Origin of the sequence: Bacillus sp. IT-79MI2 (assembly GCF_949768135.1) — a bacterium.
GTDB classification, from domain to species: Bacteria; Bacillota; Bacilli; order Bacillales; family Bacillaceae_G; genus Bacillus_A; species Bacillus_A pseudomycoides.
The window spans coordinates 339,893-356,099 of record NZ_CATKPV010000051.1; the positions used below are offsets into that span (position 1 = coordinate 339,893).

The following is a 16,207-nucleotide window of genomic DNA, read 5'->3' on the forward strand; positions in this document are numbered from 1 at the left end:
ACTTCGAATAAAAAAGAAGTCGCTTTTTTATCATGCGTCTCTTTTCCATTGTGTATAGGGAACAGCGTCAACAAGTATAAAAGGTTAAGTGAAATGCCAATTTATCCAAGCTTCTTAAAAATAAAAATTAAATATCGCATGTTAGAGAATAGTGCAACATATATATTGAGGTTAGATGGTTACATGTAAGATAAGGAAAGAGGGAGAAAGTTGCAAATTGATGATTTTCAAATGATGGTTGTTTTAGCACAGGAATCCAATATGAGAAAAGCTGCGGAGCGCTTATTCGTTTCACAACCTGCACTCAGTCAACGATTACAATCAATGGAAAAACAGTGGGGAATGAAATTTTTTATCCGTTCTCAAAAAGGCCTGACAATTACACCAGAAGGGGAAAAAGTGGCCAATTATGCGAAAGATATGTTGCAAAGGGAAGAGGCAATTAAAAGTGAATTAGCAATCTATCGTACGGAAACATATGGGACATTAAAGATAGCTGTGGCATCTGTGATTGGACAATATTGGTTACCACCTGTTTTAAAGCGGTTTGTACAAAAATATCCATTTGTTAAAATTTCCCTTTTCACAGGATGGAGTAGTGAAGTACAGAAGCAATTTTATGAAGGGGATGTTCATGTAGCTATACTACGAGGGAAACAAGAATATAAAGGGTATAAACAGCAATTATTTGAGGATGAGCTGTATTTAGTTGACACAGAAATTAAAGATATTTCTATGTTGAAAGATACAAACAGACCGTTTATACAATTTAAAAGCGATTCCACATACTATGGACAAATACAAAATTGGTGGTATAGTTTATTTTCTAATCCTCCTAAACGAACGATTGTAGTTGATCAAATTGAAACATGTAAGCAGCTCGTTTTAAATGGAATTGGTTATGCACTGTTGCCTTCTACTGTGTTAAAAGAAGTAAGAGAAAAGACATATAAAACGCCTGTTAAATTGACTCGAGAAACGTGGTTATTGACAAGCGATTCTGCAAGGCAACTTAAGCAAGTGCAAGCATTTTTAGATATTATAGAAGAAATTCAAATGGGAAAATAAGATTATTGTCTTGCTAGTAGCTCTTTCGTTTGGTAGAGTAACATTATAAATGGATTTAGGAGGCAACAAGCATGAAAATGATGGATGCAAACGAAATTATTTCGTTTATTCAAAAAAGCGAGAAGAAAACTCCTGTAAAGGTATACATAAAAGGGGATTTAAAAGAAGTAACATTCCCTGAAACAGTACAAGCATTTGTAAATAAAAAAGCTGGTGTTTTATTTGGAGAGTGGTCTGAGATTAAGACAATTCTTGAAGACAATAAAAAGCACGTTGTAGATTACGTTGTTGAAAACGACCGTCGTAATTCTGCTATTCCAATGCTTGATTTAAAAGGTATTAAAGCTCGTATTGAACCAGGTGCAATTATTCGTGACCATGTTGAGATCGGTGATAATGCAGTTATTATGATGAATGCAACGATTAATATCGGTGCAGTAATCGGTGAAGGTTCAATGATTGATATGAATGCAGTGCTTGGCGGACGTGCTACAGTAGGTAAAAACTGTCACGTTGGTGCTGGGGCAGTACTTGCAGGTGTAATTGAACCACCTTCTGCAAAACCAGTTATCGTTGAAGATGACGTTGTAATTGGTGCAAATGTAGTTGTCCTAGAAGGTGTTACAGTTGGTAAAGGCGCGGTTGTTGCAGCAGGTGCAGTTGTAACGGAAGATGTACCCCCATATACAGTGGTTGCAGGAACACCAGCTCGTGTTATTAAAGAAATTGATGAGAAGACAAAAGCAAAAACAGAAATTAAACAAGAACTTCGTCAATTAAACCCAGAAAAATAAAGAACAAAAGCGTAAGGGCAAATAAGCTCTTACGCTTTTTATAAAGTGAAACTTTTACGGGCAGTTGATCACCCACCTAACTTCTTTGCTTTTGCTGAATTTTGAGTTGGAGGTCTTACTGCCCGCGAATAGCGAGATAAATGGTGGTGGAGACATGACAGTCAGTAAATTTGTACAAATTCGTAGGGATTTACATAAGATTCCGGAGTTAGGATTTAAGGAATGGAAAACACAACAATATATTTTAGATTATATTTATACTCTTCCTAAGGAATATATTGAAGTTAAAACATGGAAAACGGGCGTAATCGTTAAAGTGAATGGCAGAAATCCAAAGAAAACGATTGGTTATCGTGCAGATATTGATGGTTTACCGATTTCAGAGGAAACTGGGTATGAATTCGCTTCTATTCATGAAGGAATGATGCATGCATGTGGTCATGATGTGCATGCTACAATCGGATTAGGACTCTTAACAGCGGTTGTAAATGACAGGATAGATGATAACCTTGTAGTTATTTTTCAACCAGCGGAGGAAGGACCAGGTGGCGCTTTACCTATGTTAGGAAGCGAAGAACTACAAGCGTGGAAGCCTGATATCATTCTGGGTCTTCATATCGCACCAGAGTATCCAGTGGGGACAATCGCAACAAAAGAAGGATTACTATTTGCAAATACATCGGAACTATATATTGATTTAAAAGGAAAAGGTGGACATGCAGCATATCCACATACTGCGAATGATATGATCGTTGCGGCAAGTCATCTTGTTACACAGCTTCAATCGGTTGTTAGTCGTAATGTGAATCCACTTGATAGTGCGGTTATTACAATTGGTAAAATTACAGGTGGTACAGTCCAAAACATTATTGCAGAAAAGTCTCGCCTAGAAGGGACAATTCGAACACTATCAGTTGAATCGATGAGACGAGTGAAGAGCAGAATAGAAGCGATTGTCACAGGTATCGAAGCAGCATTTCAATGTGAAGCTGTTATTGATTATGGAGCAATGTATCATCAAGTATATAATCGTGAAGAGTTAACGCAAGAGTTTATGATGTTTGCATCTGAGCAAACGAATATGAATGTTGTTACATGTACAGAGGCGATGACAGGAGAAGATTTCGGGTATATGCTTCGTGATATCCCGGGATTTATGTTTTGGCTTGGGGTAGACTCAGAATATGGTTTACATCATGCAAAGCTACAACCGAAAGAAGAGGTAATCGAACAAACCATTTCGTTTTTAAATCAATATGTAAAATGGAAAGGGAACAGGGGTTAAAGCCTGTTCTTTTTATGTGGAAAATTATAATTTATGATGCATTTTTTTTGTAATTCTAACACAATACTTTATAATGGTAGGTGGAGGAACAAGTTGTTAGTAAGTTATTTTATAATAATTATCAAATAAAATTGACTAAAAACTAATTCCTCTTATATAATACAAGAGTAGACAATATATGATAAAAAATTTACGGAGGTTGATACATATGGCAGAACGTATGGTAGCAAAACAAGCGCCACGATTTGAAATGGACGCTGTTATGCCAAACAAAGAATTTGGTAAAGTAAGTCTTGAAGAGGTTATGAAACAGGACAAATGGACGGTACTTTTCTTCTATCCAATGGACTTCACTTTCGTATGTCCAACAGAAATTATCGCACTTTCTGATCGTTATGATGAGTTCGAAGATTTAGATGCAGAAGTAATTGGTGTATCTACTGATACAATTCACACTCACTTAGCTTGGATTAACACTGACCGTACGAAAAACGGTTTAGGTGAATTAAAATACCCTCTAGCTGCTGATACAAACCATGTAGTATCTCGTGACTACGGTGTATTACTTGAAGAAGAAGGTATCGCACTTCGTGGTTTATTCATCATTAGCCCAGAAGGCGAATTAATGTACCAAGTTGTACATCACAACAACATTGGCCGTGAAGTTGACGAAGTAATTCGTGTTCTTCAAGCTCTTCAAACTGGTGGACTTTGCCCAGCAAACTGGAAACCAGGTCAAGCAACTTTAAACGTTTAATTTTATTGTGAAATATAGGAGGGTCTAACAATATTTTGTTAGGCCTTTCTCTACATTCGTAAGGGGGGAAAATCATGAAATTACGTCAACCAATGCCTTCTTTAGACGGCGCAACAACAGTGTTAAATGGAGAAGTAGTACGTGAATCACTAATTGGCGAAAAGCCAACACTTATTCATTTCTGGTCAGTTAGTTGTCACTTATGTAAAGAAGCAATGCCAGATATTAATAAATTCCGTGATGAATATAAAGAGCAGTTAAATGTTGTTGCAGTTCATATGCCACGTTCAGAAGAAGATTTAAATCTTGAGCAAGTGGAAGCAGTTGCAAAAGAGCACGGAATATCCCAACCAATTTTGGTGGATAACCAACACAAGATTGCCGATGCATTTGAAAATCAATATGTACCAGCTTATTATGTATTTGATAAAAATGGTGTGCTTCGTCATTTCCAAGCAGGTGGAAGTGGAATGAAAATGCTAACAAAACGAGTAAATCGTGTGTTAGATGAAGCGGAAAAAGAAGCTGAATAAGATGGGAAGCTTTCTCTTTACATGCTAGATGGCTTGGAAGGAGAAGTTTCTTTTGATATGTGCAAAGCCTCCTTTTCATTAGGAGGTTTTTGTTTTATTACGCTATTCATGGGTGGTAAGAACTCCACCTCAACATGCAGCGAAAGTAATGAAGTTAGGTGGGGGGAAGCAACCTCCATTGATTAAAATTTCACTTTATAAATAGTAGGATAAATGAGAAATGGGACTTGTACATACTAATTTAGAAATAAAAATCTTACTGAAGGAAATGGAACTGTATGTTTTAGTTTACTTTTTATGCGATAAATGTGTAAAATCAATGTGATATATAGAAAAAAGGGTGGGGAATCAGGTGCAGATTGGCAGTGCAATCTTGTGTTTCTTTTTATACGCATATGTTATTATTGCAGCAGTTTATTTCGGGATAAGTTTTTACGCATATCGCTTAACGAATAAACGCGGATATGAAGAAACATATAAATGGGTGAAAGGTTATTTATCACCAGTATTAGAGATTATGAATGGATTCGTTCTTTTTTTATTTATTGGTCTAATTGCCTTTTCGACAAGTCTAGTTGGAAATAAGACAACATTATTTGTAATTGGTGTCACTATTTTTATGCTTTTAGGAATTCGAATAGGAAATGCTGTGTTTTGGAATGAAAGGAAAATTGACGGATGGACAGGTATGCTGATTCCAAGTATGTTAGCAGCTATTGTTACGAATATAGAACATGAATATAATCAGTTACATTTTTGGTTAATCATCGTATTAACAATTCTTTCTGTCCTGTATATAAGTACAGCATTTTTAACGTATTGCGCAAATGAAAAAGGTGATTTTAATGGGATTCGATTTTTTCGGAGTCGAGCGTTATTTTGGAGTGTTCCCACGATGTTAGTCATTGGAATCATTGCACTTGTTGTAAATGGATATAACTTTGCAGGATGGCAAGTGTTTTTAGAGACCTGGTGGATATTTATTATTTCATTTTGTGCATTTTTAGGAGCAACTCATTATTTATTTCATCAACAGCATTATAAATGGGCGCTCTTATTTGCTTTTACACAGCTCTTATTTGCCTTTTTTGGTCAAGAAACATTATTATTTGTGTTTCAAACGTTTAGTTCGTTTGGAAATATATTTGTTTTTGGTATGCTCATTTGTATTATTGCATTTTATTTGCAGCAGTATTTCTATATACAAAAGCAAAAATAAGTATACGTTGATTGCTAGTCTTTGTGGCGAATATAAAGTATGCTACAATAAAAGTAGACAGGACTTGATGTTATTGGAGGAATTCATGTGAGTGAGAAAGAGAAAGAATTTGCTGTCATCGGACTTGGACGTTTTGGAGGCAGTATTTGTCGTGAATTAGCTCAATTAGGTATGGAAGTAATGGCAATTGATTCTGATGAAGACAAGATAAATGAATTTGCAAATATTGCTTCGCATGCAGTGATTGCAGATTCAACAGATGAAATGGTCTTAAAGAGCCTTGGAATTCGCAATTTCGATCATGTAGTTGTTGCGATTGGTGACAATTTAAATGCGAGTATTTTAACGACTCTTATTTTAAAAGAATTAGGCGTGAAAAATATTACTGTTAAGGCTCAAAATGATTATCATGAAAAAGTGTTAACTAAAATAGGAGCAGATCATATTGTCCATCCTGAACGCGATATGGGAAAACGAATTGCGAATAATATTGCTTCAAGTAACGTATTAGATTACTTAGAGCTTTCAGATGAGCATAGTATTGTAGAAATTATCGCAAATAAAAAAATTGATGGCCACTCTTTAATTGAACTAGATATTCGTGCGAAGTTTGGATTAAACATTGTGGCAATTAAGCGAGGGAAGGAAGTTATTGTTTCTCCTCGAGCTACAGAAAATATTCAATCAGGAGATATTTTAATTGTAATTGGTCATGATGATGAAGTGAATCGTTTTAAGCACTTCTTACGATAGGATATAATGTGAAATAAAAAAGGACAATGCTCGCAAGCATTGTCCTTTTTTTATATTTCCATAATGATTGGTAAAATCATTGGACGGCGTTTGGTTTTTTCATACAAGAATGGTGCTAATGTATCTGTAATCTCATTTTTAATTTCAGACCATTGTGTTGTCTTTCGCTCCATTACTTTTTCTAAATGAGTAGTAATTAAAGTTTGTGCATCGTTGATTAAATCGCTACTCTCACGCATATAAACGAATCCACGAGAGATAATATCAGGTCCTGCTGCAACTTTAAATTCTTTCATATCAATGCTGACAACTACGATAACAAGTCCTTCTTCAGAAAGAATACGACGGTCGCGTAGTACAATGTTACCAATATCACCAATGCCGTTTCCATCAATATAAACAGAGCCGGATGGGATTTTTCCAGCAACGTTTGCTTCATCTGAACGTAAGGCAAGAACATCACCATTGTCCATAATGAAGCAATTTTCTTCTGGAATACCACAATCGTTTGCCAATTTCATATGCATACGTTGCATGCGAAATTCACCATGAATTGGCATAAAGTATTTAGGTTTAATGAGACGTAGCATTAACTTCTGTTCTTCTTGTCCACCATGTCCACTTGTGTGAATGTTTGAAAGTTTACCATGAATAACATCAGCACCAGCACGGTATAACATATTAATTGTACGGCTTACGCTAACTGTATTCCCTGGAATTGGTGAAGAAGAGAAAACAACTGTATCACCAGGGATAATTTGAATTTGACGATGTGTACCGTTAGCAATACGAGAGAGTGCTGCCATTGGTTCCCCTTGACTACCTGTGCATAAAATAACAACTTTATTAGCTGGTAGGCGATTTAGTTGAGACGCTTCTATAAATGTATCTTTTGGACAGCGAATATAACCAAGATTATGACCAATCTCAATTGCTGCTTCCATGCTTCGGCCAAATACAGCTACTTTACGATTGTTTTCAACAGCAGCTTCTACAACTTGTTGTAAACGATGAATATTGGACGCGAAGGTTGCAAAGATAATACGTCCTTCCACTTTGCGGAAAATATCTTGAATGCTATCACCGACGCGGCGTTCAGACATTGTAAAGTTAGGTACTTCACTATTGGTACTATCAGATAAGAGACAAAGGACACCATCTTTACCGATTTCTGCCATTTTTGTCAAATCTGCTGGTTCCCCTACTGGTGTGAAATCAAATTTAAAGTCTCCCGTATGAACAATTTGCCCTTGCGGTGTTTTCACAACAACTCCATATGAATCTGGAATACTGTGCGTCGTACGGAAGAAGGAAACAGATGTCTTTTTGAATTTAATAACATCGTCTTCTTGAATTTCGTAAAGTTTTGCTTTACGAAGTAATCCGTGCTCTTCTAACTTGTTTTTAATTAAGGCGATTGCCAATTTCCCACCATAAATTGGGATGTTCACTTGGCGTAATAAATAAGGGATTCCACCGATATGATCTTCGTGACCATGTGTGATAAATAACCCTTTAATTTTATCTTCGTTTCGTACAAAATAAGTGTAATCAGGAATCACGTAATCGATTCCGAGAAGTTCGTCTTCTGGAAATTTAATTCCAGCATCAATTATAATAATTTCATCTTGAAATTGGACAGCATATGTATTTTTGCCGATTTCACCGAGTCCACCAAGAGCAAAAACGGCCGCCTGATCATTTTTTAGGAATTTCATAAATTATACGATCTCCGTTAATGTTAAATCAGCATTTTGCTTTTCGTATTCAAGATGAGCGCCAGTAACAGATTGGACAAACTCAATATTATATGCGAACTTTTGTAATTTTGTACGAACGTCTCTTTGAGATTCTGCTTCTAAATATAAAACTTTTGTATTTTCACGTACTGGAACCTCAGTCATTTTTTCTTGATAGAATACTTTAAAAATCATTGGGAAAACCTCTCCTTGTCTATGTTTTGCATTATCTGTTACCTATTATAAAGCAAATAGTCATGATTTTCATGTTTTTTCGAATGAGAATGAAGAAAAAGCCCGAAATGGGCACGATTTAAGCCATGGTCTTTTTACGGACTAAATCGTTTAAATATCGTTTTAACTTTTTCTTCAGCTTCTTCAGCATGATTACTCCTTCCTTTCCTTATTTCAAACATGCATACTTATTTTTTGTTTATCAGTAGTAACTCTTCATCTCTACATACTAGGAAATCATAGAAGAGAAATGAGGGAAGTGCTGTCCGGATAATTCAAGGGTTTTATTGGCTCGTGCAGATGTAATCTTATGTTACGTTTTTGGCTCTCACAGGCAGTATGCCCCTCAGTTATGAATATAGTATGAGATAGATTAGAAAAGAAAATTCATTCAAACAAACATCAATGTTCTTTTGATAGTATATGCATATTGTGCGAATAAGGTTAGGAAGTGAACGCTTTCTTCACAGATGTTTAATATGTTATACTTTTTTTTAGGATTTGAAAAGAAATAGTCAAGGTAGGAACATAGAAGGGCTAGAAAGGGTTTTGAAAATGAATGATAAAATCGTCTTTTTTGATATTGATGGAACATTACTAGATCATGATAAAAAAATTCTACAATCTACAAGAGAAGCCGTGCGTATGTTGCAAGAAAAAGGAGTACATGTGGCAATTGCGACAGGGCGTGCGCCTTTCATGTTTGAAGATATTCGTAATGAGCTTAATATTCATAATTATGTGAGTTTTAATGGCCAATATGTTGTATTTGAAGATGAGGTTATATTTAAAAATCCGCTACATCCTAATACGTTACATACATTTACAAGATTTGCAAAGCAAGAGGGATACCCGCTTGTTTATTTAGATCATAAGGATATGAAGGCAACAGTAGAATATCATGATTATGTAAAAGAAAGTTTCGGAAGTTTGCAGTTTGAACATCCAGTATATGAACCAGGTTTTTATGAAAATCGTGATATTTATCAAACGCTTCTTTTTTGCCAAGCAGGTGAAGAAGAAAAGTTTCTTCATGATTATCCAGATTTTCACTTTATTCGTTGGCATGCGTATTCGATGGACATTATCCCAAATGGTGGTTCAAAAGCAAAGGGAATTGAAAAGTTTATTGAGAAATTAGGATTTAAACGTGAACAGGTCTATGCTTTTGGAGACGGGTTAAATGATTTAGAGATGATTGAAGCGGTAGGAACAGGTATTGTGATGGGGAATGGTCATGAGGATTTGAAAAAACTTGCTAATTATGTGACGAAAGATGTTAGTGAAGATGGGATTCTTCACGGCTTACAGTGGGCTCATTTATTGTAACAAAAGAGTATGGGAACCATTTCATTATAAAAAAAGCAGGAGCTAAAGCTTCTGCTTTTTTGTTATTTTATCTTTCGAATGGTTTTGCATCATCAGGGGATGCAAAAGGGTTTTCTTGATTAATGTGGTCATAGAACATTACGCCGTTTAAATGATCAATTTCATGTTGAAATACAATCGCTGGTAACCCTTTTAAACGTAATTTTACTTCTTCACCATCGATAGTAGTCGCTTTAACTGTGATTCGTGTGTAACGCGGAACGTAGCCGGGAACTTCACGATCTACAGATAGGCACCCTTCGCCGCCCGATAAGTATGTACGTTCAACGGAGTGACTAATAATTTTTGGATTGAATAAAGCATAGCTGTATAATGTCTCATTTGTATCAGTAACATGAACAGCAATCATTCTTTTTGAAATGCCAATTTGTGGTGCAGCAATCCCGATTCCTGGACGTAAATTATATTTTTCAACCATTTCAGGGTGTTGACTGTTTATTACAAGTTCGATCATTTCTTTAAGAGTACGTATATCTTCTTCACTTGCTGGCAGAGGTACTTCTTCTGCTACTGCTCGTAGAATGGGATTTCCTTCACGAATTACATCATTCATTGTAAGCATTCACAATCTCTCCTTTCTCCTTTAGTCTACCAAAGGAGCTGAAAAAAGTCATGATAAAGTACATAGCCTCTATATATAATTGGGGCGAATTAAGAGTATGCTGGGTGCGGCACTTTCTTCATCAGAGTTCGTTTAGTAAAAAGAAAAGACGGCATAGCCGCCTGTTTCTTTCTATAGTTGTTTTGTTTTACATTAACGAATGCAAGCAGCACCAACGATAATTAAAAGGATAAACAATACAACGATTAAGGCAAAGCCGCGTCCGGATCCTCCTCCGCAAGAACCTCCATAGCCATAGGAAGGATATGAACAAGTTGGATAGCAATATGTGTATCCGTACATGAGATGACCTCCTTCATCATTTCCCGCTAACACTGCGGTTATTATAATGTATGGGAGAGTGATTAGGAGTGTATAGACATTCGCCTAGAAAAGGAAGAAGTGATTGCATATTTTTGTTGTAAAGAGAGAAAAACTAAGAAGAATTAATCGTTTACATATTATTCTACGATGAAAAGATGGTTAAAAAGGGAATAATATAACAGTAGGTTATTGCTTACTAATACAGATGTGAAAATGAAAACACCTATGTACAGTAGAAACCTCAATGTTATTCATAAAAAAAACGTAACCAAAGTAATTGACATCGTGATTAGAATAGTTGTAAACTAAAAAACGTGATCAAGATTGTATTAATATGTTTCTGAAAAAACATTAGTACAGATTGTTAGGTACACAAAATTATTCTCAACCGGCGAGGTTTCCTGTCGGTTTACATGGTTGCGTTTTCTTTCTAGCTAATTGCTAGTGAAAGCGTTTCAGAATATGGTTCAAGAGAGGAAGAGGTGAACGGAATGGGTACTAAAACAAAAAAGACCCTATTTAATGTTGATGAGCAAATGAAAGCTATCGCAGCTCAATTTGAAACATTACAAATTTTAAATGAAAAAGGCGAAGTTGTGAATGAAGCAGCAATGCCTGAATTAACTGATGATCAATTAAAAGAATTAATGCGCCGTATGGTGTATACTCGCGTACTAGATCAACGTTCTATTTCTTTAAACCGTCAAGGACGTTTAGGTTTCTACGCACCAACAGCTGGACAAGAAGCTTCTCAATTAGCAAGTCATTTCGCACTTGAAGCAGAAGACTTCATCTTACCAGGATATCGTGACGTTCCACAATTAGTATGGCATGGTTTACCATTATACCAAGCATTCTTATTCTCTCGTGGACACTTCATGGGTAACCAAATGCCTGAAAATGTAAATGCACTTGCTCCACAAATCATCATCGGTGCGCAAATCATCCAAACTGCTGGTGTTGCGTTAGGTATGAAATTACGTGGTAAAAAATCTGTTGCAATTACTTACACAGGTGACGGCGGCGCTTCTCAAGGTGACTTCTACGAAGGTATGAACTTTGCAGGTGCATTCAAAGCTCCAGCAATCTTCGTTGTTCAAAACAACCGTTATGCAATTTCTACTCCAGTAGAAAAACAATCTGCAGCAAAAACTGTAGCGCAAAAAGCAGTAGCAGCAGGTATTTACGGAATTCAAGTAGACGGTATGGACCCATTAGCTGTATACGCAGCAACTGCTTTTGCTCGTGAGCGCGCAGTAAATGGCGAAGGTCCTACTTTAATCGAGACTTTAACATTCCGTTATGGTCCACATACAATGGCTGGTGATGACCCAACTCGTTACCGTACAAAAGATATCGAAAACGAATGGGAACAAAAAGACCCAATCGTACGCTTCCGTGCATTCTTAGAAAACAAAGGCCTATGGTCTCAAGAAGTAGAAGAGAAAGTAATTGAAGAAGCTAAAGAAGATATCAAACAAGCAATTGCTAAGGCTGACCAAGCTCCAAAACAAAAAGTTACTGATTTAATGGAAATCATGTACGAAAAAATGCCTTACAACTTAGCTGAACAGTATGAAATTTACAAAGAAAAGGAGTCGAAGTAAGCCATGGCTCAAATGACAATGATTCAAGCAATCACTGATGCTTTACGCGTTGAAATGAAAAATGACCCTAACGTACTTGTGTTTGGTGAAGACGTTGGTGTAAACGGCGGTGTATTCCGTGCTACTGAAGGTTTACAAGCTGAATTCGGTGAAGACCGTGTAATGGATACTCCACTTGCAGAGTCTGGTATTGGTGGACTTGCAGTTGGACTTGCACTTGAAGGATTCCGTCCAGTTCCAGAAATCCAATTCTTCGGTTTCGTTTATGAAGTAATGGATTCAATTTCTGGTCAATTAGCTCGTATGCGTTACCGTTCTGGTGGACGTTGGACTGCTCCAGTAACAGTTCGTTCTCCATTCGGTGGTGGTGTTCATACTCCTGAACTACATGCTGATAGCTTAGAAGGATTAGTGGCTCAACAACCTGGTCTAAAAGTTGTTATTCCATCTACTCCATACGATGCAAAAGGTCTTTTAATCTCTGCGATTCGTGACAACGATCCAGTTATCTACTTAGAGCATATGAAATTGTACCGTTCATTCCGTCAAGATGTACCAGAAGGCGAATACACAATTGATTTAGGTAAAGCTGATATCAAACGTGAAGGTACAGATGTATCTGTTATCGCTTACGGTGCTATGGTTCACGCTGCATTAAAAGCTGCTGAAGAACTTGAAAAAGAAGGTATCTCTTTAGAGGTTGTTGACTTACGTACAGTTCAACCATTAGATATCGAAACAATCATTGCTTCTGTTGAAAAAACAGGCCGCGTAGTTGTTGTTCAAGAAGCTCAAAAACAAGCTGGTATTGCAGCAAACGTTGTAGCGGAAATTAACGACCGTGCAATCTTAAACTTAGAAGCTCCAGTTGTACGTGTTGCAGCTGCTGATACAGTATTCCCATTCTCTCAAGCTGAGAGCGTATGGTTACCAAACCATAAAGATATTGTTGAAGCTGTTAACAAAGTAATGAACTTCTAATTGTAGTTTTTCATGTGCAAAAGAGATCAGCACATGCTGATTTCTTTTGTGCTTATTCCATAATAATGATATGAATCAGGGGGCTGAATTCCGTGGCATTTGAATTTAAACTACCAGATATCGGTGAAGGTATCCACGAAGGTGAAATCGTAAAATGGTTTATTAAACCAGGCGATGAAGTAAACGAAGACGACGTACTTCTTGAAGTACAAAATGATAAAGCAGTTGTAGAGATCCCTTCTCCAGTTAAAGGTAAAGTACTTGAAGTACTTGTAGAAGAAGGTACAGTTGCAGTAGTAGGAGATACTTTAATTAAGTTTGATGCTCCTGGATACGAAAACCTTAAATTTAAAGGTGACGACCATGACGATGCTCCAAAAGCAGAGGAAGCAAAAGCAGAAGCTCCAGCAGCAGCTACTCCAGCTCCAGCAGCAGCTGAAGAAGTAGTAAACGAGCGCGTAATTGCTATGCCATCTGTACGTAAGTACGCTCGTGAAAAAGGTGTAGACATTCATAAAGTAGCTGGCTCTGGTAAAAATGGCCGCGTTGTAAAAGCTGACATCGATGCATTTGCAAATGGTGGACAAGCAGTAGTAGCAACTGAAGCTCCAGCAGTAGAAGCTCCAGCAGCAGCGAAAGAAGAAGCACCAAAAGCACAACCAATTCCAGCTGGTGAATACCCAGAAACTCGTGAGAAAATGAGCGGTATCCGTAAAGCAATTGCAAAAGCAATGGTTAACTCTAAACACACAGCTCCTCACGTAACATTAATGGATGAAATAGATGTAACAGAACTTGTTGCTCATCGTAAAAAGTTCAAAGCAGTTGCAGCTGACAAAGGTATTAAATTAACTTACCTTCCATACGTTGTAAAAGCTTTAACATCTGCATTACGTGAATTCCCAATGTTGAATACGGCTTTAGACGATGCTTCTCAAGAAATCGTTCATAAACATTACTTCAACATCGGTATCGCAGCTGATACAGACAAAGGTCTATTGGTACCAGTTGTTAAAGATACAGATCGTAAATCTATCTTCACAATCTCTAACGAGATCAATGAGCTTGCTGGTAAAGCACGTGACGGTCGTTTAGCTCCAGCAGAAATGAAAGGTGCTTCTTGCACAATCACAAACATTGGTTCTGCAGGTGGACAATGGTTCACTCCAGTTATTAATCACCCAGAAGTAGCAATCCTTGGTATTGGCCGTATCGCTGAGAAACCAGTTGTGAAAAACGGTGAAATCGTTGCAGCTCCAGTATTAGCATTATCTCTAAGCTTTGACCATCGTTTAATTGACGGCGCAACTGCTCAAAAAGCATTAAACCAAATTAAACGTTTATTGAACGACCCACAATTATTAGTAATGGAGGCGTAATAACAATGGTAGTAGGAGATTTCCCAATTGAATTAGATACAGTCGTTGTTGGTGCAGGTCCTGGTGGATATGTTGCAGCAATTCGTGCAGCACAATTAGGTCAAAAGGTAGCAATTATTGAAAAAGCTAACCTTGGTGGCGTATGCTTAAACGTTGGATGTATTCCTTCTAAAGCATTAATCAATGCAGGTCATCGTTATGAGAATGCAAAACATTCTGATGACATGGGTATCACTGCTGAGAACGTAACAGTTGATTTCACAAAAGTTCAAGAATGGAAAAACGGCGTAGTTAAGAAATTAACTGGCGGTGTTGAAGGCCTTCTTAAAGGTAACAAAGTTGAAATCATTCGCGGTGAAGCTTACTTCGTAGATGCTAACACATTACGTGTAATGACTGAAGATGCAGCTCAAACTTATACGTTTAAAAATGCTGTTCTTGCAACTGGTTCTACACCAATCGAAATTCCTGGATTCAAATATTCTAAACGCGTTATCAACTCTACAGGTGCTTTAAGCTTACCTGAAATTCCTAAAAAACTTGTTGTAATCGGCGGCGGTTATATCGGTATGGAATTAGGAACTGCATATGCTAACTTCGGTACTGAAGTTACTGTAGTAGAAGCTGGCGATGAAATTTTAGCTGGTTTCGAAAAAGCAATGAGCACAGTTGTTAAACGTGCTCTTCAGAAAAAAGGTAACGTAAACATCCATACAAAAGCTATGGCTAAAGGCGTTGAAGAAACTGAAAACGGCGTAAAAGTTAGCTTCGAAGTAAAAGGCGAAGTACAAACTGTAGAAGCTGATTATGTATTAGTAACTGTAGGTCGTCGTCCAAATACTCAAGAAATTGGTCTTGAGCAAGTTGGAATTAAAATGACTGACCGCGGTATCATCGAAATCGATGAGCAATGCCGTACAAACGTACCAAACATCTATGCAATCGGTGATATCGTTCCTGGACCACCATTAGCTCACAAAGCTTCTTACGAAGGTAAAGTAGCTGTGGAAGCAATTAGTGGACATGCATCAGCTATCGATTACATCGGAATTCCTGCAGTATGCTTCACTGATCCAGAATTAGCATCTGTTGGTTACACTAAAAAACAAGCTCAAGAAGCTGGAATGGAAGTAGCGGTTTCTAAATTCCCATTCGCTGCAAACGGTCGTGCGTTATCATTAAACAGCACAGACGGTTTCGTACAACTTGTAACACGTAAAGAAGATGGCCTTCTTGTAGGTGCACAAGTTGCAGGTGCAGGCGCTTCTGATATTATCTCTGAGATTGGTTTAGCTATCGAAGCTGGAATGACAGCTGAAGATATCGCTCAAACAATCCATGCTCACCCAACATTAGGTGAAATCACAATGGAAGCAGCGGAAGTTGCTCTTGGAATGCCAATTCACATTGTAAAATAATATGAAATAGATAAAAAACCACTTTCTAGATATTAGAAGGTGGTTTTTTATGTTAGGTAAGCCTTTTTAATCTTCATGCTAGAAGGAAATAAAGTTATTAGGATGAGATAGAGGATTGAATTGGGG

At 37.2% G+C, this 16,207-nt stretch carries 17 protein-coding genes; 13 read left to right on the forward strand and 4 right to left on the reverse strand.

What is annotated here, in order from left to right; genetic code table 11:
• The first annotated feature begins 231 nt into the window (after window positions 1-231).
• The 8 genes from ACM6HU_RS08630 (at window position 232) to ACM6HU_RS08665 (ending at window position 6,409) form a co-directional block, all read left to right on the forward strand.
• Window positions 232-1,068 (forward strand): LysR family transcriptional regulator, encoded by an 837-nt coding sequence (locus tag ACM6HU_RS08630; protein ID WP_229161854.1) that lies wholly within the window; start codon window positions 232-234, stop codon window positions 1,066-1,068.
• 71 nt (window positions 1,069-1,139) lie between these two features.
• Complete coding sequence (gene dapD / locus ACM6HU_RS08635; RefSeq protein ID WP_016131899.1) at window positions 1,140-1,862, forward strand: 2,3,4,5-tetrahydropyridine-2,6-dicarboxylate N-acetyltransferase; 723 nt, start codon at window positions 1,140-1,142, stop codon at window positions 1,860-1,862.
• Window positions 1,863-2,016: 154 nt separating this feature from the next.
• Window positions 2,017-3,147 (forward strand): N-acetyldiaminopimelate deacetylase, encoded by a 1,131-nt coding sequence (locus ACM6HU_RS08640; protein WP_016116084.1) that lies wholly within the window; start codon window positions 2,017-2,019, stop codon window positions 3,145-3,147.
• Window positions 3,148-3,355: 208 nt separating this feature from the next.
• Complete coding sequence (locus ACM6HU_RS08645) at window positions 3,356-3,904, forward strand: peroxiredoxin (RefSeq protein WP_003199933.1); 549 nt, start codon at window positions 3,356-3,358, stop codon at window positions 3,902-3,904.
• 74 nt (window positions 3,905-3,978) lie between these two features.
• Window positions 3,979-4,437, forward strand: a complete 459-nt coding sequence (locus ACM6HU_RS08650; protein ID WP_016116083.1) for a TlpA disulfide reductase family protein — start codon at window positions 3,979-3,981, stop codon at window positions 4,435-4,437.
• A gap of 21 nt (window positions 4,438-4,458) precedes the next feature.
• The gene (locus ACM6HU_RS08655; RefSeq protein WP_154214641.1) at window positions 4,459-4,623 is read left to right on the forward strand and encodes a hypothetical protein; all 165 of its coding nucleotides are present in this window, start codon (window positions 4,459-4,461) and stop codon (window positions 4,621-4,623) included.
• 166 nt (window positions 4,624-4,789) lie between these two features.
• The gene (locus ACM6HU_RS08660; RefSeq protein ID WP_016116081.1) at window positions 4,790-5,656 is read left to right on the forward strand and encodes a cytochrome d ubiquinol oxidase subunit II; all 867 of its coding nucleotides are present in this window, start codon (window positions 4,790-4,792) and stop codon (window positions 5,654-5,656) included.
• Between the two features lie 87 nt (window positions 5,657-5,743).
• A complete protein-coding gene (locus ACM6HU_RS08665; RefSeq protein WP_003199938.1) occupies window positions 5,744-6,409 on the forward strand; it encodes a potassium channel family protein in 666 nt (221 codons plus the stop codon).
• Window positions 6,410-6,459: 50 nt separating this feature from the next.
• On the opposite strand, the gene rnjA is transcribed toward ACM6HU_RS08665, so the two are convergent.
• The gene (gene rnjA, locus ACM6HU_RS08670; RefSeq protein WP_003199940.1) at window positions 6,460-8,127 is read right to left on the reverse strand and encodes a ribonuclease J1; all 1,668 of its coding nucleotides are present in this window, start codon (window positions 8,125-8,127) and stop codon (window positions 6,460-6,462) included.
• Between the two features lie 3 nt (window positions 8,128-8,130).
• Window positions 8,131-8,343 carry a DNA-dependent RNA polymerase subunit epsilon gene (locus ACM6HU_RS08675; protein WP_016116080.1) on the reverse strand — a complete coding sequence of 71 codons (213 nt, stop codon included), beginning with the start codon at window positions 8,341-8,343 and terminating at the stop codon, window positions 8,131-8,133.
• 594 nt (window positions 8,344-8,937) lie between these two features.
• On the opposite strand from ACM6HU_RS08675, the gene ACM6HU_RS08680 reads away from it, so the two are divergent.
• Window positions 8,938-9,711 carry a Cof-type HAD-IIB family hydrolase gene (locus tag ACM6HU_RS08680; protein WP_016116079.1) on the forward strand — a complete coding sequence of 258 codons (774 nt, stop codon included), beginning with the start codon at window positions 8,938-8,940 and terminating at the stop codon, window positions 9,709-9,711.
• A gap of 67 nt (window positions 9,712-9,778) precedes the next feature.
• Here ACM6HU_RS08680 and def read toward each other — a convergent pair whose 3' ends face one another.
• Together def and ACM6HU_RS08690 are read right to left on the reverse strand one after the other, a co-directional pair.
• Window positions 9,779-10,333 (reverse strand): peptide deformylase, encoded by a 555-nt coding sequence (gene def, locus ACM6HU_RS08685; RefSeq protein WP_003199945.1) that lies wholly within the window; start codon window positions 10,331-10,333, stop codon window positions 9,779-9,781.
• A gap of 192 nt (window positions 10,334-10,525) precedes the next feature.
• Window positions 10,526-10,675: a YjcZ family sporulation protein gene (locus ACM6HU_RS08690; RefSeq protein WP_018764787.1), complete on the reverse strand. Its 150-nt coding sequence runs from the start codon at window positions 10,673-10,675 to the stop codon at window positions 10,526-10,528.
• A 512-nt stretch (window positions 10,676-11,187) separates the two neighbouring features.
• Here ACM6HU_RS08690 and pdhA point away from each other — a divergent pair.
• From pdhA to lpdA, 4 genes are all read left to right on the forward strand, one after another.
• Window positions 11,188-12,303 (forward strand): pyruvate dehydrogenase E1 component subunit alpha, encoded by a 1,116-nt coding sequence (gene pdhA, locus ACM6HU_RS08695; RefSeq protein WP_000536894.1) that lies wholly within the window; start codon window positions 11,188-11,190, stop codon window positions 12,301-12,303.
• A 3-nt stretch (window positions 12,304-12,306) separates the two neighbouring features.
• Window positions 12,307-13,284 (forward strand): pyruvate dehydrogenase complex E1 component subunit beta, encoded by a 978-nt coding sequence (gene pdhB / locus ACM6HU_RS08700; RefSeq protein ID WP_000068166.1) that lies wholly within the window; start codon window positions 12,307-12,309, stop codon window positions 13,282-13,284.
• A gap of 92 nt (window positions 13,285-13,376) precedes the next feature.
• Entirely contained in the window at window positions 13,377-14,663 is a 1,287-nt protein-coding gene (locus tag ACM6HU_RS08705; protein WP_016131898.1) for a dihydrolipoamide acetyltransferase family protein, read from the forward strand.
• A 5-nt stretch (window positions 14,664-14,668) separates the two neighbouring features.
• A complete protein-coding gene (lpdA, locus tag ACM6HU_RS08710; protein WP_016116077.1) occupies window positions 14,669-16,081 on the forward strand; it encodes a dihydrolipoyl dehydrogenase in 1,413 nt (470 codons plus the stop codon).
• The last annotated feature ends 126 nt before the right edge of the window (window positions 16,082-16,207 follow it).

Bases quoted from the DNA above. Each gene is read 5' to 3' on its own strand.
- ACM6HU_RS08630 (WP_229161854.1), top strand. From the start codon at position 232: ATGATGGTTGTTTTAGCACAGGAATCCAATATGAGAAAAGCTGCGGAG.
- dapD (WP_016131899.1), top strand. From the start codon at position 1,140: ATGAAAATGATGGATGCAAACGAAATTATTTCGTTTATTCAAAAAAGC.
- ACM6HU_RS08640 (WP_016116084.1), top strand. From the start codon at position 2,017: ATGACAGTCAGTAAATTTGTACAAATTCGTAGGGATTTACATAAGATT.
- ACM6HU_RS08645 (WP_003199933.1), top strand. From the start codon at position 3,356: ATGGCAGAACGTATGGTAGCAAAACAAGCGCCACGATTTGAAATGGAC.
- ACM6HU_RS08650 (WP_016116083.1), top strand. From the start codon at position 3,979: ATGAAATTACGTCAACCAATGCCTTCTTTAGACGGCGCAACAACAGTG.
- ACM6HU_RS08655 (WP_154214641.1), top strand. From the start codon at position 4,459: ATGCTAGATGGCTTGGAAGGAGAAGTTTCTTTTGATATGTGCAAAGCC.
- rnjA (WP_003199940.1), bottom strand. From the start codon at position 8,127: ATGAAATTCCTAAAAAATGATCAGGCGGCCGTTTTTGCTCTTGGTGGA.
- ACM6HU_RS08675 (WP_016116080.1), bottom strand. From the start codon at position 8,343: ATGATTTTTAAAGTATTCTATCAAGAAAAAATGACTGAGGTTCCAGTA.
- ACM6HU_RS08680 (WP_016116079.1), top strand. From the start codon at position 8,938: ATGAATGATAAAATCGTCTTTTTTGATATTGATGGAACATTACTAGAT.
- def (WP_003199945.1), bottom strand. From the start codon at position 10,333: ATGCTTACAATGAATGATGTAATTCGTGAAGGAAATCCCATTCTACGA.
- ACM6HU_RS08690 (WP_018764787.1), bottom strand. From the start codon at position 10,675: ATGTACGGATACACATATTGCTATCCAACTTGTTCATATCCTTCCTAT.
- pdhA (WP_000536894.1), top strand. From the start codon at position 11,188: ATGGGTACTAAAACAAAAAAGACCCTATTTAATGTTGATGAGCAAATG.
- pdhB (WP_000068166.1), top strand. From the start codon at position 12,307: ATGGCTCAAATGACAATGATTCAAGCAATCACTGATGCTTTACGCGTT.
- lpdA (WP_016116077.1), top strand. From the start codon at position 14,669: ATGGTAGTAGGAGATTTCCCAATTGAATTAGATACAGTCGTTGTTGGT.